The organism is Spirosoma arboris, from assembly GCF_009754945.1.
GTDB classification, from domain to species: Bacteria; Bacteroidota; Bacteroidia; order Cytophagales; family Spirosomataceae; genus Spirosoma; species Spirosoma arboris.
The window spans coordinates 110,949-134,337 of record NZ_WPIN01000005.1; the positions used below are offsets into that span (position 1 = coordinate 110,949).

The following is a 23,389-nucleotide window of genomic DNA, read 5'->3' on the forward strand; positions in this document are numbered from 1 at the left end:
CGTACTTGTAAACGGGTAAGGTCTGAGCGACCTTACCGAGTTGATTATTTATTTTGCATTCATGGCCTGACCCGATTTTGTAACCTTCATCACACCATTCATAATCCGCCAGTGGCCTGGGAATGTGCAAACAAAAGGATAGTCGCCGGGCGTGGTTGGAGCTGTGAATTTGAGCCGATACGTTTGATCAGGGTTAATCAGTGGTGTAGCCGCAATTACCTGAGCAATAGAGGGAACATAGTTTTTCTCGGCTCCGTCTTTTGCCGTAATTAGCTTATCGGCAGCAGCGCCAATGATTTCCATACTTTTGGGTTTACCAATCACCAGATTGTGCTGCATGGCATCGGGGTTTTCCAGTACGATCTCAACTTGCTTACCCGCCGTTACGGTAAACTCTTTCTTGTCGTAACGCATTTCTTCACGCACCGTTTTCATCCGTACAATTTCTACATCTGGATCTACCGGAGCTTCTTTCGTTACTCCCCAGGCTTCGTAAAGGCGATTCAAACGTTCACGGTTTTCGGTTGAAACGGAGCTGGTCAAACTGGCCAGAAATGACTTATCGGCATCCTGAACCGTTGCTTTTTGTTTCAGATTCCAGCCTTCAGCTACACCTTTAACAATAGCTTCTCCTTGTGCGGAAGCCAATTTCTGGCTTTGTCGGAGTAATGCAATAACAGAATCGACAGGAGCAACCGATGCATAGCTACGAGTAGCTCGTTCGAGCGCATAGGCACTTAGACTTTGCGGAGCGCGATAGGTTAGCGTATGCGTAGCATTGTTATTTTGTTCGTTTCCTTCAGCAATTTTATTCTCGCGGTCGAGCATAACTGTGAGCGTATACTGGCCGGCACGCTCAAACGTTACGCCCATATCGCCAACCCAGGGGCCGTTGTTCGACTTACTAATCGTAACGGTTTCGCCGGGTTTGATGCCCGTATTGTGTGTCACACTCACAAAATCAATTTTTGCTCCTTCAGCAGCCCCTTTAGGTCCTTCAACACGTAGCGATAATGGAATTGGTGTTCCTTCGGGAATGGCTACTCCACCGTTATTTTTCACGTCGACAAACAAGCGAACACTCTCGCGTACAGAAGGCGACTCGGGCGTGGTGCGAATGGCCGCAACGACGAGGTCTGGCAGATTCGATGATGAAACGGTCTGTGGCGAGTTAGAGGCCGTAGCCGCTGCTGGCGCTTTCTCCATATCTGCGTGATTATGAGCCGCCATATCATGCGTTGCTTTGGCAGGCGCATTCGTCGCAATCTGCTTCAGATACGCTTTCAGCAATTGTCCTTTCTGGCTAGTTAGCGTAGTGGCAAATGCTTCGGGCAACCAACGGTCATCGACCTCCGTAGCTTTGTCGAGCCGAGCTAGAATAGCCTGTTGAGTAGCCGGGCTCTGGGGTATTTCCGACAGCTTCAACAGTGTATTCAACACAACTAATGGCTCTGTATCGTTCAGCGAATTGGCTTCCAACAGCGCAGTTGCGGCTTCCTGAATGGGTGGCATAACTTGTATTGCTGTTTTCCGAACAGCAGGAGCCGGATGTTTCAGCGCCTTACCAACTGCGATAGCCGCATTCTGGTCCGAACCATCCAGTGTATTCAGGCCTTTCAATGTCCATAATGCGTGAATAGCCGCCGGATTATTGCCAATTTCATCGATCGACTGATCATTGACCAGTGCTATCAGTTGTGGGACAACGTCCTTATTGTTTCGTTCGATGAGCAGCCTCTGAGCGGTCATTCGCCAGAACATATTCGTATTCTTCAACGCGGTAATTAACTCAGCTGGACGGTCTTTGCTCAACGTCATTGGCGTATAAGCGGGCGCATTTTTGTAGCCAACCCGATAAATCCGGCCATGTGTAAAATCGCGGAGTGGCGTTTCGTAGGCATTACCAGATCCGTTGGTGGCGCCCTTAGGCGTGGGGTTATGCTGGATGATGTAACTATACCAGTCAACGACCCAAACGGCTCCATCTGGTCCAACTTCGGCAAACACCGGTGCAAACCATTCGTCGGCCCCAGCCATTAGATTAAAGCCTTCCGCATCTTCGAAATTGGTCCCGTTTTTCTGCATGACGTTCTGGTGCAGAATATGGCCCGTTGGCTCGGCTACAAAAGCAATCGTATTCCAGTATTTCTTCGGGAAAGCGCGGGCGGTGTAAAAGTTATGTCCAGCCGCTGCCGTAAATCCACCAAACACGTCGACCTGCCGCACTTTTTCGGTAATTGGCTTCATGTCTTTGTGCGTATCCGTACTGCGACTGCCATTTTCGCGAAGATGAGGTGCCCCACTGAAATACTGGTTCGGAATGGCCATATACCAACCGTGTGAATTGTTGGCCGTTGACCCGAAAATATCGCCGGTTTCCTTCAAGCCTAATCCCCAGGTATTATTCGAGGTACTGGTCATGTATTCCAGTTTCGAACCATCTGGTTTGAACCGGAAAAAGCCCTGACTGAACTTCACACTATCGGCACCAATTTTTCCTTTAAAACCCGAGTAGCCCACACTTCCCCAAATCCAGTTATCAAAACCATAATGCAGGTTGCTTGGTCCAGCATGAGTATCGAACGTACCAAATCCAGTGAAGACAATTTTCTTTACATCGGCCTTGTCGTCGCCATTAGTATCCTGCAGGAACAGCATATGCGGAGCCTGCGAAACATATAGACCACCGTTGGCAAACGCCAGACCTGTTGGAATACTCAGTCCTTCAGCGAAGTTGGTAAACTTATCGGCCTTACCGTCTTTATCGGTGTCTTCGCAAATAACGATGTAATCTGAACCGCCTTCGGGTTTGCGTTCATTGGGGTAATCTTTCGTGATGAGTGCATAGAGCCGTCCGCGTTCATCCCACGCCATCGCAATTGGGTGCATAACGTTTGGCTCGTGCGCAAACAGATCGAGTGTAAAATCGACCGGCACCTGAATATGCTTCATCGACTCTTCTGGCGAAAGCGGGTTTTGCTCTAACTGCGCACCCGGACGTTTTTCGTAGTTAGGGAGGTTGGCATCATGATACGTAAATGCCTGTGGCTTTAAATCATCGTGTAGTTTTTTGACGTCATCGCCTACAGCCCATAAAATACCTCGTTCGAGTAGTTGCTGAAAACCGGGCTGGAGCCAGGTACGTTCGTCATGTCCATAAGCGGTGTAAAACACACGACCTTTCCCGTATTGGCGTGTCCAGGTGTAGGGTTCTTCCTTGACGCCCGGCTTATCTTTTTCCTGGTCGGCTTTAATGTCCCGAACCGCCAACACGTTGTTATCAGCTTGCAAGTGGCTGTGCAAATAGGTTTCGTCATAAGCTTTGAACGAAGGCAAACCAGCTACAATTGGATTGTTTGGTTGCGTGAAGCGCGTCTGAATGGTGTCCATCCGATGCCGCCAGAACTGTCCGCCTACAACTTTATCGACGTATTCGGTTGAGTTTCGGAAACACCACGATGCGCAGTGCACTGGAATTATTCCTTTCCCGGATGCGACATAGTCCAGCATTGCTTTTTCCTGCGGCTTCGGAATACTATCCCAGTTGGCATAAATAAGCAAGCCGTCATATTTATTCAAGTTCTCGGCATTCAGGTCTTCCAGCTTATCTGTATAGGTAAAATTAATGCCTTTGTCGCCTAGAGCAGCCATAATTTCTGGCACTCGCTCAATAGGCTTGTGATGGCCATTATCGCCCAGGAACAGAATTTCTATCCGACGTGGACTCGCCGAATTCTGCCGAACACTCGTTTGTTTCGCCGATTGGCGGGCACATTGAGCAAAGACAGTTGCCAGCCCAATAAGTATGAGTAATTTTTTCATTTTAACACAGAGGTAACGGAGGTAAACACGGAGATCACAGAGAAACGCCGTGCGCTCCGTGTTTACCTCCGTTACCTCCGTGTTTAAATTTTATACATTCTTAAAATCTGGCAACTTAATCAATTGCCCACCCTGTAACGCTGATTCATGCGCCAGGATACCCACGCTCGTCCAGTTGGCCGATTGAGCCGCATTCGGGAATGGATCACGGTCTTCGACAAGAGCCGACAAAAATTCATTCACCATGTGTGGGTGCGAACCACCGTGGCCTCCCCCCTGTGTAAACGACAGGTGTTGCTGTTCGTCGGCATCATAAACTCCCTTTGTCGTGAATCGCTGGATTGATTCAGGCAGCAGGTGTGCGTAATCCGGTACGGTCACTTTTTCTGGAATTTCAGGCTCTGGCTTTTTAGCGGTATGAATCACGGGTTGCTCCTCTTCGATGAGTTGCCACTCAAATGATTTTTTATCGCCATATACCTCAAAACTTTCGCGGTACTGACGCGCCACGTCAAACAGAGAGCGGTAGACATAAGCAGACAAATCGCTGTCTTTGAACTTAATATGTGCTGATTCAACGGCAAATGGCGAGTTGTGAATCTGTGCCAACTCTTCCCGAATCGTTCCTGAACCAAAGCAGGATACATAATCGGCTTCGAGTTTGAGTAATCCGGCCACCGGACCAACGCAGTGCGTGGCATAGTGCATCGGCGGTAAACCAGGCCAATAGTCAGGCCAACCGTCCATGTCCTGCTGGTGACTGGCTTTCAAAAACTGCACTTTCCCCAACTCACCTGTTTCATACAACTCTTTGACAAACAGAAACTCGCGGCTATAAACCACCGTTTCCATCATCATGTATTTTTTGCCGCTTTCTTTTGTGGCTTTCACGATTTCAAGACATTCCTCAACAGTAGTAGCCATCGGAACTGTACAGGCAACGTGCTTACCCGCCCGCAACGCTTTCAGGCTTTGCTCAGCATGGTTTGGAATTGGGGAGTTGATATGAACCGCGTCGACGTTCGGATCGGCCAGTAGTTCATCGTAGTTACTATAGCGTTTCTCAATACCATACGCATCGCCGATTTCGTTTAGTTTTTCGACATTACGCTGGCAAATTGCATACATGTTCGCGTTCGGATGACGCTGATAAATCGGGATAAATTCGGCACCAAAGCCCAGACCGACGATAGCAATGTTTAGTTTCATTGTAGTACTGACCATCTCGGTCAGCTGTAAAATTTAGGATTTATAATTCGCTGCCAACTGGCACAGTCGGCACTATATGGCTTTTTATAAATTTCAGACCATCTACCGCCAACTGTTCCGGAGACTCGAACATAGGTCGAAAAATATGAGTAGCGGCTGCGAGTTCAGGCGGGTTCGGCCCGAAGGCTTCAATGGCAATCGGGCCATCATAACCAACTTCCTGCAACACGTCAAATACCTCATCGAAATTGATATGGCCCTGACCTGGTGTGGACCGGTCATTCTCCGAAATCTGAACATGAACCAGATAAGGAGCTACTTTCCGTAAGGCATTAGCCGTATTTTTCTCCTCCATATTGGCGTGGAACGTATCGAATGCGGCCCGGCAATTCGGATGATTTACGGCCTCAACATAGCGGACCAGGTCATCTGCACACGTAAGCAGATAGGTTTCAAATCGATTAAGGTATTCTATAGCCAGCGTAACGCCTTGTGTTTGGGCATGTTCGGCCACCTCACGCATACCCGTTACCGACCAATTCCATTCTTCAGTTGTAGCCGGCTTACCTGTAAAGGTTTTGAAACCAGCATACATCGGACCCATCAGAATAGCGGACCCAATCGCCCGAGAGCAATCGACAATGTGTTTAAGGTAGGTAACTGCGGCCCGACGTGCAGACTCATCAGTACTAATGAGACTATATTCAGGCCCACAGATTGTACAGGTCTGAACGCCCAGATCCAAGTCTTTCAACTCCCGACCAAGATGCTCCCACTTCTCTAATTTGACCGGCGTAGAAACCGGTTCACTAATGGGGATTTCAACAAAATCAAATCCGCTCGTTTTCAGAAATGACAGCGTATCGGACAGATCCTCGTCCATTGTCATTGTCCAGACGAACATATTCATTCCTATCTTATTCATATTGCATCTGCATAAAATTACACAAATCTAAGCAGTAGTAAAATTCAAGGTGTAGCTTTTATTGGCCAATCCCGACTATATTTTTACATGAATCAGAGGGTTTATTCGTTATTTGCGTTAAAAAGAAGTAATTCAATGAAACAACCCCTTCGTAAAGACCTCGAACCTGTTGCGGCATCATTCACGGTGAAAGAACTGGTGGAGCCTCATTTCGATCCAAATTGGCATTTCCATCCACATTATCAATTATTTCTGGTGGAGGAAGGTACGGGGACACGTTTTATCGGTGATTCAATTAAGCCATTTAGCCCCGGAGATCTGGTTTTTCTGGGGCCGAATCTCCCTCATCTCTGGCGTAGTGATCAAGCTTATTTCGATAAACAGTCAAGACTTTCAACAAAGGGAATTGTCGTGTATTTCACCGGAGATTTCCTGGGCACTACTTTTTTCGAACAGCAGGAGATGGCCCCGTTGCGTCAGTTGCTCGGCCATGCCCGGCAAGGGTTGGAATGGAACGGCCCTACTCGCCACCGAGCTGCAGCAGCCCTCCGCCAACTGACTCAACAGCCCATTACCTTTGAGCGTATTCTCAGCTTGCTAACCTTATTGAATGAACTTTCTCACGCTACCGATTATCAATATCTGACCAGCGCAGGCTATACAAATACAGTTAAACCGACGGAAACTGACCGTATGCAATTAGTCCATGATTATGTACTTGGTCACTTCCCCGACGACCTTAGTCTGGACAAAGTTGCTGACTTGGCGGGGATGACATCACCTGCCTTCTGTCGGTATTTCAAGGCCCGGGCGAATAAAACCTTCTCGGAGTTTGTCTCCGAAGTTCGCATTGGTCATGCCTGTAAGCTATTGATGAATGGCAAGCACTCAATCACCCAAATCAGCTTTGAAAGTGGGTTCCGAACCTTATCTAACTTCAACCGGCAGTTTAAAGACATTACGGGTCAGACACCCTCAACTTATGTGAAAACATACCGGCAGTTTTAACTAGTTAGTCATGTAATTGTCATGCTTAGACAGAGATTGTCAAACATTGTTAATTCCAATAGCTTCTTTATACCAAAGCGGCCCATCTTTCCAAAAGATGGGCCGCTTTGGTATAAAGAAAAATAAAATAAGCCTAGTACAACGTTGTTGTTCCGACTGGTTGACGCACCGACACTCCCTCCAGAATAAACGAAAGCAAATCCTCGTTCAGGCGATCTTTTTGTGTTACAAACAGGCCATGCGGCTCCCCTTCATAGACGATATATTGAGCCGTTGGCAGTGCATTAGCTGTCCGTTCACCCGATGCTTCAATGGGTACCGTCTTATCCGAATCGCCGTGAATAACTAACGCTGGTACCTGAATCTCAGCTAGATCATCGCGAAAATCTGTTGATGAGAACGACTTGGCACATTCAATTGTGGCCTTGTGCGAGGCCACATAAGCGCGGGCAAAATCACCGTCAAGATGTGCCTGGCTAACTGGTTGACTCACCAGATTTACGCCATAAAATTGCTTACTGAATGTTTTAAGGAAATCGGCCCGGTCTTTCTGTAAATTAGTCAGTATCTCGTCAAAAACGTCCTGATCAACTCCATCCGGATTATTATCGGTTTTCAATAAATAAGGCGTTACAGCACTGATAAACGCCACTTTTGCTACTCGTGCACCACCATGGCGACTCATATACCGAGCTACCTCTCCTCCACCCATCGAAAATCCGACCAGCGTTACATTTTGCAGATCTAATTCATCGAGTACTGCTTTCAGATCATCGGCCAGCGTATCGTAATCATAGCCACCCCAGGGCTGAGACGATTTACCAAATCCCCGTCGATCATAAGCAACGATGCGAAGACCATGAGCGGGCAATTCGGCCAGTTGGTAGTCCCACATTTCGTGGCTCAACGGCCAGCCATGAATTAATACAACGGGAGATCCAGTACCCAGATCCTGATAGAAAAGCTTAATGTCGTTGCCGGACGCATCCGTGCCTGCTTTAATGTAGCTCATAACGTGTTTACCTTGTTTTGTTGAGTTATTTCTTTACTCTATTCAGTTAATAGAACTATAGCTACAGAGAATGGTTTTCGGTAAATTTCCCGTTCAATCAGTTTTAATGATAATTCTATCATTCTTTTATGAAGCAATCGCTACTCACCTCTAGTTAACCAACCTGACCCGTTAAATCACCTATTGGACACAGTTTTCGTTTCAGGAATTGAGTGAACAAAGGTAGACCAGTCAGACAGCGCTATATGATTTTCTGAGCAATTTGCACGAAGAACAACTTTAAACAAAATGATGAATGACTATTTAGACAGCGTGAAAAAGCAGTTTACTTATTATAAACTGCTTGGAGAGAAGACGTTCGCCCAGCTTCCTGATGATAAATTGTTCTGGCAATACAATCAGGAAAGCAACAGCATAGCCACAATTGTCAAACATTTGTGCGGCAATATGCTTTCTCGCTGGACCGATTTTTTAGCTACCGATGGTGAAAAAGAGTGGCGAAATCGGGACAATGAATTCGAGAATATTCTTACAACAAAACAAGAGGTTCTCGATGAATGGAATGCAGGGTGGAATTGCCTGTTTGACGCACTCAATTCACTGACACAAGACGATTTACAAACGGAAATTTATATTCGAAACCAGGGACACACAGTGGTAGAGGCCATAAACCGTCAGCTTGCTCACTATCCGTATCATATTGGGCAAATCGTATTTATCGGAAAAATGATTTGTGATGATAGCTGGACATCCCTTTCGGTTCCAAAGGGAAAATCAAAAGAGTTAAATGCCGAGAAATTTTCTAAACCAAAGCATAAGGAACACTTTACAATCGAGTATTTGAACAAGAGTAAGACTAATTAATAGCCAAGTGTACTAGGAAGCTTTAAGGCTATTATGAAAGAGTAATCAAAACCTTACATCAACACACCCTGAAATACCTCGTCTAATCGAGACACCGGCCTGATATGAATTTTGTAGCCCTTCGTATCCAACCCTTTCATATTGTACTTGGAGATAAACATCTGTTTGAAGCCCAGCTTTTCGGCTTCGGCAATGCGCGATTCAATTCGGCTAACAGCCCGCACCTCGCCCCCTAAGCCAACTTCTGCGGCAAACGCCACGGATGGTGGAATAGCAATGTCTTCGTAACTCGATACGATTGCGGCACACACAGCCAGATCAATGGCGGGATCTTCGACACGCAGTCCACCTGCAATGTTCAGAAAGACATCCTGCTGACCAAGCCGGAAACCTCCTCGTTTTTCTAAAACTGCCAACAGCATATTCAGCCGTTTGGCGTCAAACCCCGTGCTGCTACGTTGCGGTGTACCATAATTGGCCACGCTGACCAGGGCCTGCGTCTCGATCATAAGCGGACGATTCCCTTCCAGCATCGAGCCAATAGTCACGCCACTCAGGGCTTCGTCGCGCTGTGAGATTAGGATTTCAGATGGGTTGGTTACTTGCCTTAGGCCACTACCGAGCATTTCGTAAATACCTAATTCATCTGTGCTCCCGAAACGATTTTTTGTTGTACGCAGAATCCGGTAAGTGGTGTGTCGGTCGCCTTCGAACGTCAGCACGGTATCGACCATGTGCTCCAGCACTTTCGGACCAGCCAGCGAACCTTCTTTAGTAATATGGCCAATCATAAACACAGGTACACCCGATTCTTTGGCATATTTCATGAACTCCGCCGTGCATTCCCGCACCTGCGACACACTTCCCGCCCCTGATTCTACCAATGACGATTGCATGGTCTGAATCGAGTCGATAATCAGGACTTCTGGTTCGAAATGTTCTACCGTCCGAAAAATATTCTGGGTCGATGTTTCGGTCATAACGTGGCAATCGCTGGTGGGTGCATCGAGTCGTTCAGCGCGCATTTTTATCTGTTGCTCGCTCTCTTCCCCCGACACATACAATACCCGCATCCCCGCTAAACTAAGCGCTATCTGCAGAAGCAGTGTAGATTTCCCAATGCCCGGTTCTCCGCCAATGAGCACCAATGACCCCGCTACAATTCCACCACCGAGCACGCGATTTAGTTCGGCATCGGTAGTATGAACACGGGGTTGCTCTTCATAATTAATGGCGTGGATCGCCTTGGGTTTAGCTGCAATTTTTAGCCCGCCCGGTCCAGATGATGGACTTCGCCAGCCGCCTTTTTCGGGTTCGTCTTTCTGAACGAGCTCCTCTACAATTGTATTCCACTCGCCACATGCAGGGCAACGCCCCATCCATTTAGCAGACTGATGCCCACAACTTTGACAGAAATAGGTAGTTTTTAATTTGGCCATTTTTCGCAGTTAACAGAGAGCAGCACCATTTATCAGCGATTCGGTTAGCGACAGATTAAACCTTTTTGCTAACCATCCATCCAACCCGCATCAGGAAAAATACGGATAACTGTTTACGGATAACTGCTCATTATATCAACGCCGTTTCCTCGAAATAAGTTGGCTTTCTGTACCGTATTGAACCGATTTACGTTTAACAAACAGTACTATATTTTGCAACCAGCTATGAAAAAAATCCTGCTTTTTACTTCATTAATTTTTCTGCCTGCTTTGACATTTGCACAAGGCTTTCAGATTGGTATTAAAGGAGGGGTAAACCTCTCTAAACTTACGTTTGGCGATTTCGTCTCTACAGGCACAAATGCCAATGGATCTCCAAATGTTAGTGTTGACGGCCAGACATTTCGGAATAACTTACAAGCGAGCCTTGACAGCAAAATGGGTACATCATTTGGGATATATATGCGTTTTGGTCGTAATCTGTTCATACAGCCAGAATTGTTGTATTCCACTCGATCGGGTTCATTTAATGTCATTCGGAATGGGCAAACGGAAACGTCGACTATAAAAACCACCAGTTTCGATGTGCCGTTGCTGTTGGGTATTAAAGGTGGCCCCATCCGAATTGTGGCTGGCCCAGTAGCTTCATTCAGAATTAATGATAACCAGTCTTTGGGCGATGCACTGCATCAATACACGAATGGGTCATTGAATGACGCCTGGGCACAAGCGTATTATGGATACCAGGTAGGTGGTGGGCTGGACATCGGCTCGTTTGGGCTTGATGTTCGTTATCAGGGCAATATTTCGGATATCGCCGAGATTAAAGATAGCGGTGCTAAGTTTAGCCAGGGCATGAGATCATGGCAAATTACGCTCGCTTATCGGCTGTTCTAAAATGAGTCGTAAGTATTGGCCAAGACTTACGACTATTACATAAACAAACCGTTGCTGTCCACCCCTTTAGCAGGAGTTTGCAGCAACGGTTGTTATTTTAAAATTAACCCAATAAAATTTAAACGTCGATAGCCGAACCCCGACTTAATTGTAAAGACGTTGCCAGTATTGCGCCAACTGAAACGAAATATCTTTCATACGTCGACGAGATATGGCAACTTCACGACCATCGGCTAGTCGAACCTGGCGATCCCGATTAAAGATGCTCCGTTGTACGTAAGCCAGATTGACAATGTATGATTTATGGACACGCAAAAACATTGTTCCGTCCAGTGTTTTTTCGAATTCTTTAAGTGTTTTAGACACTAAAAATCGTTTCCGGTCGCGAGTGTGCAAAAACGTATAATTACCTTCTCCCTGGAGGCACAAAATATCATCTACTGAAATAAAAATTGTCCGATTCAGGTAGGGTAATGCGATACGCTGTGCACTACGCTGATAAGAAGAAGGAAAATGAGGAACAACCGATAGTGGTTGAGCAGATGAAAAAATTTTGGCTTCCATGGTAGAGAGTATGGTTTTGGTTCGGTTTTTAGTCCCTGATTGATGAAACAAAACTACTTTACGACCACTAGCTCAAAAAAAATGCCCTGATCAACAAGGGCCGCCAAAACATAGCAACCAATTGTTAACCAGGACATTACGAATGAAATTCGTCTACTTATTGGGTGAATTTACCCACCCTATTGCGTAAAACTACGCATTAAAGAACTATGTGAATTTGCGCTATAATTTTCGGAAAATCCCGGCCAATTCAACTATACTAGCGCTACAGGCTGAAAACTCCGAATACGATCTATAAACATTTGTGCTCGCCGACGTGATATTTTCACTTGTTGTCCATCGGTCAGCTCAAGTTCACCTTCTTTCTTAACAAAAAATTTACGTACAAAACCGAGATTTACAATACAGGATTTATGTACTCGAACAAATGCCTGACCATCAAGTAAAGTTTCGTATTCTTTTAGAGTCCGCGATACCAACATTTTGGTACCATCTTTCAGAAAAAACTTAGTATAGTTCCCGCACCCTTCCAGTCGTACAATTTCATCGACAGATACTGTACGTTTACGATCATAAAATGGAATGAGCAATTTTTGCAAACAGGTTGAATCGGCAATTTTTTCCACACTATTGTGGAAAGGCATAGACAGTGTATCAAAAATAGAGTCGTTAGCGAATGCATTCATAGTGGTTTGATTATGTAGTTGATTAGTTCTATTTATAGGTTGATAGTCAGTAGCTTACCAGGCCGATCCATATGCTGGATTCATTGATTACCATGTGTTCCCCATCGAATCAATCTACAAGAATCAGTCCTACTTATTAAGCTTTATCCATATAATTAGTGCCGCCCCGCTAAGTTATTAATATTCAGCATAATTCTACCGTTTACTCAACAAATAAAAAATCAATCCTTTCAACAAGTATCGCTACCTACTTAGGCTATAAATAGCCTGCCCTGATCAGAGTCTTATCCAACACATTCGTATGCTCTTCCCAGTTTTGCCTACCTTTGTGATAGCGAATAGCGAAACGAGTAGCGTATGCTGGATAAAGTAAAAGATCTCCACGTCGAGATTGACCAATACAACATTACATCGCCGGAACAGCTGGAACAGTTTCGAATGCGATTCATCAGCCGAAAGGGTGTCATTACTGAATTGTTTGAACAGCTTAAAAGCGTTCCACAAGCCGACCGACGAGCCGTTGGCCAGGAGTTAAACGGCCTGAAAAATCTGGCTCAAGAGCGTTTTGACAGCTTTAGCCAGTTAATTGAGGAGCAACAAACAACAGCCAATAGTGCCCCTCCTGTTGATCTGACACTGCCAACAATACCCAATCTAACGGGGACTCAGCATCCACTGAGTCTGGTTCGTCAGCGGATCATTCAGATTTTTGAACGGATTGGCTTCAACGTGGCCGATGGCCCTGAAATTGAATCAGACTGGTACAACTTTGGCGCGCTCAATTTTCCCGACAATCACCCTGCCCGCGATATGCAGGATACATTTTTTGTCGAGAAAGCGACCAATGGGGAAACATCATCGGACATGTTACTGCGGACGCATACATCCAATGTACAGATTCGATTGATGGAGCGACAGAAACCTCCAATTCGTTCTATAATGCCTGGTCGGGTTTATCGGAATGAAACCATTTCGGCACGAGCGCACTGTATGTTCCACCAGGTTGAAGGCATTTATATCGATCGGAATGTAGGGTTCAAAGATTTAAAAGATACGCTCTATCATTTCGTGAAGGAGATGTTCGAGCCGGGGACGCAGATTCGCTTTCGTCCTTCGTATTTTCCGTTTACGGAGCCCAGCGCAGAAATTGACATCTCGTGTCAGATTTGTGGGGGCAAGGGTTGTAATATCTGTAAGCATTCAGGCTGGGTCGAAATTGCCGGATCGGGCATGGTTGACCCACAGGTGATTGCCAATTGTGGCATCGACCCTGAAGAATATACCGGTTTCGCTTTCGGAATGGGTATCGAGCGGATCACGCAATTAAAATACGTGGTGAACGACCTGCGACTCTACACCGAAAACGATGTGCGGTTTCTCCGTCAGTTTGAAGGACTTTAAACGAGTTGTAAGTTGTAAAGAGTTATAAAGTTGTAAGTGGGTTAGCCTAACTCTACAACTTACAACTTTACAACTTACAACTTTATAACTCTTTACCATGTCGCCCATTCGCCTTTCTGATTTAGCGTTTACGCTCGAAGCCGTTGTAGACGAAGCATTCGGACAGAAAGCCGTGTGGGTAGTGGCCGAAACGAGTGACATTAAGAATTATCCAGACCGGGGTTATTGCTTTCTGACACTCGTAGAGCGGGAATCTGCGGGACGCGAAACGCTGGCTAAACTCGATGCCTGTATCTGGCGTAGAAATTATCATACGATTAGCGCGTTTGAGCAGGCAACAGGTGTGGCCTTCGCTCGTAATATCCAGCTCTTATTACTGGTATCGGTCAGTTTCAGTCCCGTGTATGGCCTACGCCTGGAGATTCTGAAAATTGACCCATCGTATACCCTTGGCAATTTGGAGCGCGAGCGACAGGCTGTCCTTGATTCGCTTGTGCAAAATCATCCTGAATTGATCTGGGTTGAAGCAGGGCATTATATTACGGCTAATCAATTACTGGCACGACCCGTTGTTATGCAACGGCTGGCACTCATTGCGGCCCCCAATTCAGATGGCTGGCGCGATTTCCGACACGAACTGACCCAGAATCCATTCGGCTACGATTTTGTGGTCGATGAATATCTGACTCAAGTACAGGGACAAGGTGCTGAACGTGCCATTTGTGGACAATTAGAGCGAATTCGTACCAGTGGCGTAACTTATGATGCTGTTGTGATTGTTCGGGGTGGTGGCTCGCAGTTAGATTTCGGCTCATTTGATACGTATCTAATGGGCGAGACAGTGGCAGGTTTCAGCATTCCAATTCTAGCCGGCATCGGTCACGAACGAAACGTTAGCATCACCGATTTACTTTGCCACCAGAGCGTGAAAACGCCCACCAAAGCAGCTGCGTTCCTGATTGAACACAACCGGCAGTTTGAAGCAACCTGTTTGCAACTGCACGAACGATTGCGGGTAGTTGCCCGCGAAGCCATGCAAACAGCTCGGGAGAATCTGGATCGTGAAACTGAACGACTACGTTTTACAAGTCAAACCTATTTTCGGGAGCGCCACACTGACCTGACAGAGAAAGCCGTGACTATCCGTCATCTAGACCCGTCTAATGTGCTCCGACGGGGTTATGCATTGGTGCTTCGTAATGGACGAATATTGACAAAAATCGATACCATCCAGCCTAACGAAACACTCCAGGTGCAGATGCACGACGGAAGTATTATGACTAAAGTTATTGAATTGTAAAGTTGGGAATGCACAGAAACTTTATAATGTGCCAACTTTATGACTCCCACAAGATTATGACTTACCAGGAAGCTTATGACCAGCTCACTACGCTGGTCGATGAAATAGAAAATGATGAAGTGCCACTCGATGAATTGCCTGGCAAAATCAGGCTGGCTGCCGAGTTGATTACCTTCTGCCAGGAGCGACTTCGGGCTGTTGAGACGGAGTATCAGGAAGTTATAGAAAGGCTCCCCAAGCGATAAATCGGGATTTTATTATTCGGTCATGTGCGACCTTTGCTAAACCTTGCCTAATTTTATCCCCTGTGTGAACTTCTACGGTACTTATATACCCGGTTTTGGTTGTGATGTAAGAGACAAGTACCTATTTACTGCCTGATTGAGTCTGTTGATTATATGAATTTATTTGCCAATCTAACGAATGTATTAAACTCGGACGTTCTGTCGCGTATTGCTACGTACATCGACGAGCCCACCGAAAAAACCAGTAAAGCCGTTAATGGGCTTGTCTATACCATTGTAGGTGGACTGATGAAGCGTACGACCAGCGAAATTGGCGTCAATCAGCTCTATAATCATATTCAGAAAGGTCGGTACGATGGCACACTGACTGAAAGTCTGACAACTGTATTACGCGACCCTGCTCTAACAAACACAATCATTACTCAGGGCAACGACGTAATCAGTCACCTGTTGCCCGCCATGAAAAGCTCAATTGGCAGTATGATTTCGGGCTACGCTGGTATTCGTAACTCGTCGGCCATTTCTCTATTGGGTCTGACTACGACTATCGTGCTGCATGTGCTGGGGAAACAGGTGAAAGATCAGAAGCTAGATGCCGATGGGCTTGCGGCATCGCTATTTGGCGAGCGCGATGCGTTTGTTAATGCTGTTCCCGAGGATTTCATGCCTCAATTAGTCGAGAAAGTAGGCCTGCATCAGGTAGTCGCTGGTCTGGCCATGCCCGCCCGCCGGTCAACAGCCGAATCGTCGGGTCGCTCGACCACTACAACCACTCGGCCAGTGATCAGTTACGAACCTGCCGATGATTCTGACTCTGAAAACGAAACTCTAACCAAATGGGGTGTAGGTGCTTTAATAGCAGTGGCGCTTAGTGTTGGCGGCTATTACCTGTATCAGAATACGCAAAAGTACTCGAATGGCGAGGAAGAAGCCCGAGATGTTACAAGTGTAGCAGCGGATACTATCCAGACTGACACGGTTGCACGTTCATTGGCTGTTCCCAAAGACTCAACTGCAAAAGCTGCCCCCAAATCAACGGTGGCAACGGCTGCAACCAGTTCGGCAGGACTTACGCCCGCCAATCCAACTGGTGGATTAACGCAGCAAATGACACCTTATCTGGGTAATGCGGCTCTCCCTAAAGGGCGGGTATTTCCCTTAACCGGGATAACGTTCCAGCCGGGTTCGTTGTCGATGGCAGCTGCATCGCAAGCTACCATTAGCGAGTTGGCCAACATCCTGAAAACCTACCCCCGACTACAAGTGCAGCTTGTAGGATACGCTAACGATGCTCAAGGTGATCTGACCAACAAGAGTCTGTCATTCAAACGAGTTAATCAGATTAAGCAGCAATTGATGTCGTCGGGTATTGATTTTGTTCGGATCGATGCCATTGGTCGTGGTACCGGCGTAGCCAAAAACGATACGTCTGGTATAGCGAAGCCAACACTACGAAAAATTGACCTGAAAGTGGTGGTAAAATAACCGCCAGACTTCATTACCAAAAAGCCTTTCCAGTTTCTTGGAAAGGCTTTTTTATGCGCTGTATTTTTTCGGCCGATGCGTATGCTTGTTTGTAAATCTATATGTTTTCTCAAAACAACTTCTGGCAGGCACAGTTCATAACGATTAGTAACGAACTAATTAATCGGTATGAACACAGGAACAGGAAAAACCGCTCTGATTACGGGTGCCTCTAGTGGTATCGGTCAGGAACTCGCCAAACTGTTTGCCCAGGATGGCTATAACTTAGTGCTGGTGGCCCGAAGCGACGATAAGTTGGATCGGTTGGCCGATGTGTTTAAAAGCAACTACGGTACACAGGAAATCACAGTCATCGGCAAAGATTTGGCGACTGAAGATGCCGCTCAGGATGTTTATAATCAGGTCAAAGCTAAGGGAATTACGGTCGATGCGCTGGTCAACGACGCAGGCGTAGGACTCTATGGCCTCTTTGCTACTGATACAGATTGGGAACGGGAAAAGGCAATGATTCATCTCAATGTGCTGACACTGACCCAGATGACAAAGCTTTTTTTATATGACATGCTTTCACGCAATGAAGGCAAGATTCTGAATCTGGCTTCTTTATTATCCATCACGCCTACGCCACTAATGGCCGTTTATGCGGGTACCAAAGCTTACGTTTACAATTTTACTCAATCGCTTATTAACGAGGTAAAAGATACTAACGTAAGTATTACGGCCCTTCTGCCAAACGCTACCGACACTGATTTTTTCTATAAAGCTGGCGCCGAAAATGCCAAAGTGACTGATGAAGTTCAGGACCCGGTTATAGTTGCTAAAGCAGGCTACGTCGCATTGATGGCGGGCAAATCCAAAGCCGTTCCCGGTGGCTTTAAGAACAAATCTTACGAGGTATTGTCTTATGTAGCTCCACAGGAAACGTTGGCGGCTGTTATGCGGGACAAAATGTCGCAAAAGCCGGAGCCAGAAGAAAAGGAACCAACGATTTCATTAGCCTGGGGAATTGGTTTTGGCATAGCCGTTATCGCTGGAATTGCGCTGACAATCGGCTATAAAAACAGCAGTGATTTTCAGAAGGCCAAGTACCGGTATAAAGCTAAATCGGCAGGTAATACCTTGTCAGACACCTTATCATCTGTATTAGATACGGTCGTTGAAACAGTGGTTGATGCCTATCAGAACACAAAGGCTAAAGCGGAGAAGATTGTTGCCCAACCAGAAGAGATTGAAGAAGAAGTAGCTGCCTAAAATCATGAAAAACTCATCATTTTGGCGAATTGCCACAGCTGCCTTTGCCATTGGCAGCATTATTTATACAACCGTATCGAGCAATCGATCGCGGCAGCAAAGTAAGGATGACCCAGATCAGGGTGGCTCGGAATATGAGTATGACGTACCAACCGAATACCAGAATGTCTTTGAGAAAAACATGATTGTTCCAGCAGGATGGGCATTTGGTGTTGTCTGGTCCACCATTTATTCGGGTCTGGCCGCTTTAGTAGTCCATCAGGCCCTACCCTCGCAGGAGCATAATCCACGTTATGAAAAGGCATTACCCTGGTGGTGGGCCAGTTGGACACTCAATGCCATTTTTGGTCATTTCTTTTCAGATAATGATCCACGAAGCATTGTTATATCCGATCTTACAACGAAGTTCAATTTACCAGCAGCCTTAGCCTTACATCAGAGTCTGGAAATTGGAACAACTGACGTGCCTTCGCCTGAGAGACACCTTCGCATTCCGGTAAGCCTGTATGCGGGTTGGCTCACAGCCGCAACAGTCGTTGGTACACCTAACACGATACTGACGCTGAATGCATGGGAGCCCGATGAGAAACGGGATGAGTCTATAGCTGCAGGGATTCTGGGCGCTACCGCTGGTGCTGGCTATTTTATAGCGAATCGTCTCAATGACCCCTGGTATATGCTACCGTTCGTAGCTGGTTTTGGCGGTATTGCCACGCGGCAATGGGAGAAGCAGCCCATTGTTGGCTGGACAGCTGCGATGCTAGCGGCTGCCTACATCGGTTTACTGGCTTATTGGCTTCCTAAAGGTAAATTTCATGAGTATGACAATTTTGTCGTGTACGATGCCGAAGCCGAAGTATTGGCGGGGCCGGTTGAAACCGAAGAACCCTATCAGGCTGAAATTGCCCGCGAACGAATGAAACCAATAGAAGCCGAAGGTTTAGATTAATAATCGCTTATCTACATTACTATTACCAGGCGCATCCTGCTACAAGTAGGGTGCGCTTTCTTATGGGTAATTATCTCATTCCCAACAATAAATATTTCTTATCTCTATTAGTAGAAGAAGGCAGTCCATTGTATTTTTAGAAATTGTATACATACATGTTTCTATGAACCCTGCCGCTGATTCTACATTTACGGTACCCTTACTCAGAAGCAAGCGCATTCAGGTGGTCGACGCACTACGTGGATTTGCATTATTAGGCATTTTATCCGCTCATATATGCAAATGGTACGATGGTGGGGCTTTACCAGCTTCTGTCTATCATGCTCATTCTGGAAGTATAGCCAATACGCTTGTTGTAGGAATCGTCCTTGTTTTTATTAGTGGTAAGTTTTATACCTTTTTCTCCTTTCTTTTTGGACTAAGTTTCGCACTGATGCTAACCCGATCAACCGAATCGGGGAGTGCATTTTTGCGTCGGTTTATCTGGCGATTAGTGATTTTGGGAGCCATTGGCTTTTTACACCAACTGCACTGGCGGGGCGATATTTTGACAATCTACGCCTTACTAGGGTTTCCAATGTTGCTATTCCGCAATGTTCCCCTCCCAGTAGTGCTTGCAGTCTCCGTACTGCTTATGCTGAATTTGCCAGTACGGATCTGGGATAGTTTCATCCCTCAGCCAACCAAAGAACAAAAAGAGCAAACTGAAGCAGCCTCTGACAAAGCACTAGCTGCTAACTATCAAGTAATTAAGCATGGTAGCTACCTGGATGTAGTTCGGTTCAATTTCCGGGAGTTTAAGGAGAAAATGGATTTTCAATTCACCAGTGGTCGTATTTTCATAACGCTGGGTTTCTTTCTGCTAGGCTTATACGCCGGTCGCCGACAACTTTTTCAACGCCCTGACGAAAACCGGACTTTGTTTTGGAAAGCCATTATTTACAGCGCCATCCTGGTGCTGATCGCCATCCCTCTTTTAGCATTAATTAGGCGTGTTTATGATGGCAGCATACCGTCACCCAAAAGTATCGACTTCACATATGCCCTACTTTATGATTTAGGTAATGGTGCTATGACCATTTTCTATATCGGCAGCTTAACACTGCTATTTCTCCAAACTTCCTGGCAACCGTTTGTTTCACCGTTAGCAACAGTTGGCAAAATGGCGCTGACTAATTACATCCTCCAATCTGTTTTCGGAACGCTTATTTTTTATGGATATGGCTTGGGGCTTATTGGCGAATTCAGCTCTGCCATAGCCATTACGCTAACGATTCCGGTTTTCGCAGCTCAGATTTTATTCAGTCGCTGGTGGTTAGCGCGATTTAAGTATGGCCCACTGGAATGGGTCTGGCGTTCACTCACATTTGGGAAGATGCAGCCAATGAGGGTGTGAGTTTCCCGACCTTAGGCCAATACCCAATTAAATTTTCTGTACTTACTGGAGGGTCATTTTTTGATCTCTTACCTTATCTTTTTGGCTGAACTTGTATAAGATTCCAAGCTACGATCAATAAGTAATTCACTTACTCATAAAGGAGTATAAATATATAGCATTATTCTGCCCTTATACATACTTGACAAATAGTCCGATTTTCATATAAAAAGAGTCCATTTTTCCGCCAAAATGTCCGAAAAACCAGCACGGCCCGTGATTTGTTACTAGGTAGTCAAATGGTAATTAACCTATAACCTACACCGTCATGGACTTCAAAAACTACACGGTAAAAGCACAGGAGGTCGTACAGAAGGCATCTGAAATTGCCCTCGGAAACGGCCAGCAAGGAATTGAAACAGGGCATTTGCTTCAGGCTATCTTGTCGGAAGATGAGAACGTAGTTGGTTTTATTGCCAAGAAAACTGGCATCAACTTACAGAATACCAATGCCGCGCTACAAGCTATCTTAACTACTTACCCTAAGGTTTCGGGGGGGAATGGCAGCGTGTATCTTAGTAATGATGCAGCTGCTGCTCTAGCCAAAGCCAGTAGCTATACTAAAGAATACGGCGATGAATTTGTTAGCGTCGAATTAATGTTGCTGGGGCTAATGGCTGGTAAAGACCAAATTGCAACGTTATTAAAAGATGCCGGTTTCAACGAAAAACAAACGAAAGCGGCTATCAACGAACTTAGAAAAGGAAATTCGGTGAAAGACCAAAACGCAGAAGCTAAATATCAATCGTTAGAACGATTCAGTGTCAACCTGAATGAACGCGCCCGTACCGGTAAAATCGACCCGGTTATAGGCCGTGATGAAGAGATTCGTCGGGTACTGCAAATTCTGAGTCGCCGTACCAAAAACAACCCGATTCTGCTCGGTGAACCGGGTGTTGGTAAGACTGCCATTGTGGAAGGACTGGCCCAACGGATCGTTTCGGGCGATGTTCCTGAAAATCTAAAAACGAAAACCATCGTCTCGCTCGACATGGGTCTGCTTATTGCAGGTGCCAAGTATAAAGGTGAGTTCGAGGAACGATTGAAAGCAGTTATTAAAGAAGTAACAGATTCCGATGGGCAAATTATTCTGTTCATCGACGAGATTCATACGCTCGTTGGCGCGGGTGCTGGTGGCGAAGGTGCCATGGATGCTGCCAACCTGCTGAAGCCTGCTCTATCGCGTGGTGAATTGCACACCATTGGTGCTACTACGTTGAAAGAGTACCAGAAATATATTGAGAAAGATAAAGCGCTTGAACGCCGGTTCCAGGCTGTTGTGGTTGATGAACCAGACATGCCCGATGCTATTTCGATTTTGCGCGGTATCAAGGAAAAATACGAACTGCACCATGGTGTTCGCATTAAAGACGACGCTGTAATTGCTGCCGTTGAACTCTCGACGCGCTACATTACCGATCGCTTTCTGCCCGATAAGGCCATTGACTTGATGGACGAAGCAGCGGCTAAACTGCGTTTGGAAATGGACTCGGTTCCCGAAGAACTCGATGAGCTAAACCGGCGCATTATGCAGTTGGAAATTGAGCGGGAAGCCATCCGTCGTGAAAACGACAAGGAAAAAGAAACCATGCTCAACAAGCAGATCGAAGACCTTAGCGAGCAACGAAACAGTCTGAAAGCTAAATGGGAAACCGAAAAAGCATCAGTCAACGAAGGCCGGACGTTGAAGGAACAACTCGATAAACTGAAGCTGGAAGCCGATCAGGCCGAACGTGCGGGTGATTACGGTAAAGTGGCCGAAATTCGTTACGGACATATTCCCGAAATTGAAAACAAGCTGAACCAGCTCACTCAGGAAGGTGCGACTAAAGGTGCATCGGACCGGATGATGCAGGAAGAGGTTACGGCCGAAGATATTGCTGAAGTAGTAGCCAAATGGACAGGTATTCCGGTATCGAAAATGCTGCAAAGCGACCGCGAAAAACTGCTCAACCTGGAGAAAGAACTCGGGAAGCGTGTGGCTGGACAAACCGAAGCGATTGAGGTGGTGGCCGATGCGGTGCGTCGAAGTCGGGCTGGTATGCAGGACCCTAAACGCCCAATTGGTTCGTTTATCTTCCTGGGCACCACGGGGGTTGGTAAAACCGAAGTAGCCCGAACACTGGCCGAATATCTGTTCAATGACGAGAACGCGATGGTGCGGATCGACATGTCGGAATATCAGGAACGCCACGCTGTGAGCCGGTTGATTGGTGCCCCTCCGGGATACGTAGGTTACGACGAAGGTGGTCAGTTGACTGAAGCCGTGCGTCGGAAACCCTATTCGGTCGTGCTGCTTGACGAAATCGAAAAAGCACACCCTGACGTGTGGAATATTCTGTTGCAAGTGCTTGACGAAGGCCGTCTAACCGATAACAAAGGCCGGGTGGCGAACTTCAAGAACACGATCATCATCATGACCTCGAACATCGGTAGTCATCTGATTCAGGAGAAATTTGCTGAAGATGAAGGCTGGAACCATTCGCTGATTATCGAAGAAGCCAAGTCGGCAGTGATGGACTTGCTACGCCAAACCATTCGTCCCGAGTTCCTGAACCGGATCGATGAAATCGTGATGTTCGAACCACTGACGAAAGCCAACATCCGCAAAATTGTGGACATTCAGTTCCGTGGCATCAAGCAACGTCTGGCCGAAAACGGCATCCAACTCGACGCAACTGACGAAGCCCTGAGCAAACTTGGCGAAGAAGGTTTCGACCCCGTCTTTGGTGCCCGTCCGCTGAAACGTGTGTTACAACGTCGGGTGCTCAACGAACTCTCGAAAGCCATTTTAGCCAACGAAGTCAAGAAAGATTCTGTCGTGCTGATGGAGTTAAACGACGACGGTGAGATCGCTTTCACGAATCTGGATGCGCATATCGAGAACTTATAATTGA

18 protein-coding genes are annotated in these 23,389 nt (G+C 46.4%); 11 read left to right on the top strand and 7 right to left on the bottom strand.

The genetic code is table 11. The annotated features are described in order from the left end of the window. Positions 1-48: 48 nt before the first annotated feature. From GO755_RS14585 to GO755_RS14595, 3 genes are all read right to left on the bottom strand, one after another. The gene (locus GO755_RS14585; protein ID WP_157585913.1) at positions 49-3,822 is read right to left on the bottom strand and encodes a PVC-type heme-binding CxxCH protein; all 3,774 of its coding nucleotides are present in this window, start codon (positions 3,820-3,822) and stop codon (positions 49-51) included. Positions 3,823-3,912: 90 nt separating this feature from the next. Further along, complete coding sequence (locus tag GO755_RS14590) at positions 3,913-5,031, bottom strand: Gfo/Idh/MocA family protein (protein WP_157585914.1); 1,119 nt, start codon at positions 5,029-5,031, stop codon at positions 3,913-3,915. Positions 5,032-5,071: 40 nt separating this feature from the next. Beyond that, complete coding sequence (locus GO755_RS14595) at positions 5,072-5,956, bottom strand: sugar phosphate isomerase/epimerase family protein (RefSeq protein WP_157585915.1); 885 nt, start codon at positions 5,954-5,956, stop codon at positions 5,072-5,074. A 135-nt stretch (positions 5,957-6,091) separates the two neighbouring features. Here GO755_RS14595 and GO755_RS14600 point away from each other — a divergent pair, with 135 nt between their 5' ends. Next, the gene (locus GO755_RS14600; protein ID WP_157585916.1) at positions 6,092-6,964 is read left to right on the top strand and encodes an AraC family transcriptional regulator; all 873 of its coding nucleotides are present in this window, start codon (positions 6,092-6,094) and stop codon (positions 6,962-6,964) included. A 133-nt stretch (positions 6,965-7,097) separates the two neighbouring features. Here GO755_RS14600 and GO755_RS14605 read toward each other — a convergent pair whose 3' ends face one another. Further along, the gene (locus GO755_RS14605; RefSeq protein WP_157585917.1) at positions 7,098-7,976 is read right to left on the bottom strand and encodes an alpha/beta fold hydrolase; all 879 of its coding nucleotides are present in this window, start codon (positions 7,974-7,976) and stop codon (positions 7,098-7,100) included. A 288-nt stretch (positions 7,977-8,264) separates the two neighbouring features. On the opposite strand from GO755_RS14605, the gene GO755_RS14610 reads away from it, so the two are divergent. Beyond that, positions 8,265-8,840 (top strand): DUF1572 domain-containing protein, encoded by a 576-nt coding sequence (locus GO755_RS14610; RefSeq protein WP_157585918.1) that lies wholly within the window; start codon positions 8,265-8,267, stop codon positions 8,838-8,840. Between the two features lie 53 nt (positions 8,841-8,893). On the opposite strand, the gene radA is transcribed toward GO755_RS14610, so the two are convergent. Continuing rightward, positions 8,894-10,279, bottom strand: coding sequence for a DNA repair protein RadA (gene radA, locus GO755_RS14615; RefSeq protein WP_157585919.1), 1,386 nt, complete (start codon positions 10,277-10,279; stop codon positions 8,894-8,896). A 225-nt stretch (positions 10,280-10,504) separates the two neighbouring features. Between radA and GO755_RS14620 the strand changes: the two genes are divergently transcribed. Continuing rightward, entirely contained in the window at positions 10,505-11,176 is a 672-nt protein-coding gene (locus GO755_RS14620; RefSeq protein WP_157585920.1) for a porin family protein, read from the top strand. 144 nt (positions 11,177-11,320) lie between these two features. Here GO755_RS14620 and GO755_RS14625 read toward each other — a convergent pair whose 3' ends face one another. Both GO755_RS14625 and GO755_RS14630 read right to left on the bottom strand, forming a co-directional pair. Further along, positions 11,321-11,740, bottom strand: coding sequence for a LytR/AlgR family response regulator transcription factor (locus GO755_RS14625; RefSeq protein WP_157585921.1), 420 nt, complete (start codon positions 11,738-11,740; stop codon positions 11,321-11,323). Positions 11,741-11,994: 254 nt separating this feature from the next. Beyond that, complete coding sequence (locus GO755_RS14630) at positions 11,995-12,426, bottom strand: LytR/AlgR family response regulator transcription factor (RefSeq protein ID WP_157585922.1); 432 nt, start codon at positions 12,424-12,426, stop codon at positions 11,995-11,997. A 357-nt stretch (positions 12,427-12,783) separates the two neighbouring features. On the opposite strand from GO755_RS14630, the gene pheS reads away from it, so the two are divergent. The 8 genes from pheS (at position 12,784) to clpB (ending at position 23,385) form a co-directional block, all read left to right on the top strand. Continuing rightward, the gene (pheS, locus tag GO755_RS14635) at positions 12,784-13,827 is read left to right on the top strand and encodes a phenylalanine--tRNA ligase subunit alpha (RefSeq protein WP_157585923.1); all 1,044 of its coding nucleotides are present in this window, start codon (positions 12,784-12,786) and stop codon (positions 13,825-13,827) included. Positions 13,828-13,924: 97 nt separating this feature from the next. Beyond that, positions 13,925-15,127, top strand: a complete 1,203-nt coding sequence (locus GO755_RS14640) for an exodeoxyribonuclease VII large subunit (RefSeq protein WP_157585924.1) — start codon at positions 13,925-13,927, stop codon at positions 15,125-15,127. Between the two features lie 56 nt (positions 15,128-15,183). Then, positions 15,184-15,372, top strand: a complete 189-nt coding sequence (gene xseB, locus GO755_RS14645) for an exodeoxyribonuclease VII small subunit (RefSeq protein ID WP_111348655.1) — start codon at positions 15,184-15,186, stop codon at positions 15,370-15,372. A gap of 153 nt (positions 15,373-15,525) precedes the next feature. Then, on the top strand, positions 15,526-16,857 hold the full coding sequence (locus GO755_RS14650; RefSeq protein ID WP_157585925.1) for an OmpA family protein: 1,332 nt from the start codon (positions 15,526-15,528) through the stop codon (positions 16,855-16,857). Between the two features lie 168 nt (positions 16,858-17,025). Then, entirely contained in the window at positions 17,026-18,108 is a 1,083-nt protein-coding gene (locus GO755_RS14655) for an SDR family NAD(P)-dependent oxidoreductase (RefSeq protein WP_157585926.1), read from the top strand. Between the two features lie 4 nt (positions 18,109-18,112). Then, a complete protein-coding gene (locus GO755_RS14660; RefSeq protein ID WP_157585927.1) occupies positions 18,113-19,057 on the top strand; it encodes a TspO/MBR family protein in 945 nt (314 codons plus the stop codon). 163 nt (positions 19,058-19,220) lie between these two features. After that, entirely contained in the window at positions 19,221-20,453 is a 1,233-nt protein-coding gene (locus GO755_RS14665) for a DUF418 domain-containing protein (RefSeq protein WP_157585928.1), read from the top strand. A 307-nt stretch (positions 20,454-20,760) separates the two neighbouring features. Then, positions 20,761-23,385, top strand: coding sequence for an ATP-dependent chaperone ClpB (clpB, locus tag GO755_RS14670; RefSeq protein WP_157585929.1), 2,625 nt, complete (start codon positions 20,761-20,763; stop codon positions 23,383-23,385). The last annotated feature ends 4 nt before the right edge of the window (positions 23,386-23,389 follow it).

Bases quoted from the DNA above. Each gene is read 5' to 3' on its own strand.
- GO755_RS14585 (WP_157585913.1), bottom strand. From the start codon at position 3,822: ATGAAAAAATTACTCATACTTATTGGGCTGGCAACTGTCTTTGCTCAA.
- GO755_RS14590 (WP_157585914.1), bottom strand. From the start codon at position 5,031: ATGAAACTAAACATTGCTATCGTCGGTCTGGGCTTTGGTGCCGAATTT.
- GO755_RS14595 (WP_157585915.1), bottom strand. From the start codon at position 5,956: ATGAATAAGATAGGAATGAATATGTTCGTCTGGACAATGACAATGGAC.
- GO755_RS14600 (WP_157585916.1), top strand. From the start codon at position 6,092: ATGAAACAACCCCTTCGTAAAGACCTCGAACCTGTTGCGGCATCATTC.
- GO755_RS14605 (WP_157585917.1), bottom strand. From the start codon at position 7,976: ATGAGCTACATTAAAGCAGGCACGGATGCGTCCGGCAACGACATTAAG.
- GO755_RS14610 (WP_157585918.1), top strand. From the start codon at position 8,265: ATGATGAATGACTATTTAGACAGCGTGAAAAAGCAGTTTACTTATTAT.
- radA (WP_157585919.1), bottom strand. From the start codon at position 10,279: ATGGCCAAATTAAAAACTACCTATTTCTGTCAAAGTTGTGGGCATCAG.
- GO755_RS14620 (WP_157585920.1), top strand. From the start codon at position 10,505: ATGAAAAAAATCCTGCTTTTTACTTCATTAATTTTTCTGCCTGCTTTG.
- GO755_RS14625 (WP_157585921.1), bottom strand. From the start codon at position 11,740: ATGGAAGCCAAAATTTTTTCATCTGCTCAACCACTATCGGTTGTTCCT.
- GO755_RS14630 (WP_157585922.1), bottom strand. From the start codon at position 12,426: ATGAATGCATTCGCTAACGACTCTATTTTTGATACACTGTCTATGCCT.
- pheS (WP_157585923.1), top strand. From the start codon at position 12,784: ATGCTGGATAAAGTAAAAGATCTCCACGTCGAGATTGACCAATACAAC.
- GO755_RS14640 (WP_157585924.1), top strand. From the start codon at position 13,925: ATGTCGCCCATTCGCCTTTCTGATTTAGCGTTTACGCTCGAAGCCGTT.
- xseB (WP_111348655.1), top strand. From the start codon at position 15,184: ATGACTTACCAGGAAGCTTATGACCAGCTCACTACGCTGGTCGATGAA.
- GO755_RS14650 (WP_157585925.1), top strand. From the start codon at position 15,526: ATGAATTTATTTGCCAATCTAACGAATGTATTAAACTCGGACGTTCTG.
- GO755_RS14655 (WP_157585926.1), top strand. From the start codon at position 17,026: ATGAACACAGGAACAGGAAAAACCGCTCTGATTACGGGTGCCTCTAGT.
- GO755_RS14660 (WP_157585927.1), top strand. From the start codon at position 18,113: ATGAAAAACTCATCATTTTGGCGAATTGCCACAGCTGCCTTTGCCATT.
- GO755_RS14665 (WP_157585928.1), top strand. From the start codon at position 19,221: ATGAACCCTGCCGCTGATTCTACATTTACGGTACCCTTACTCAGAAGC.
- clpB (WP_157585929.1), top strand. From the start codon at position 20,761: ATGGACTTCAAAAACTACACGGTAAAAGCACAGGAGGTCGTACAGAAG.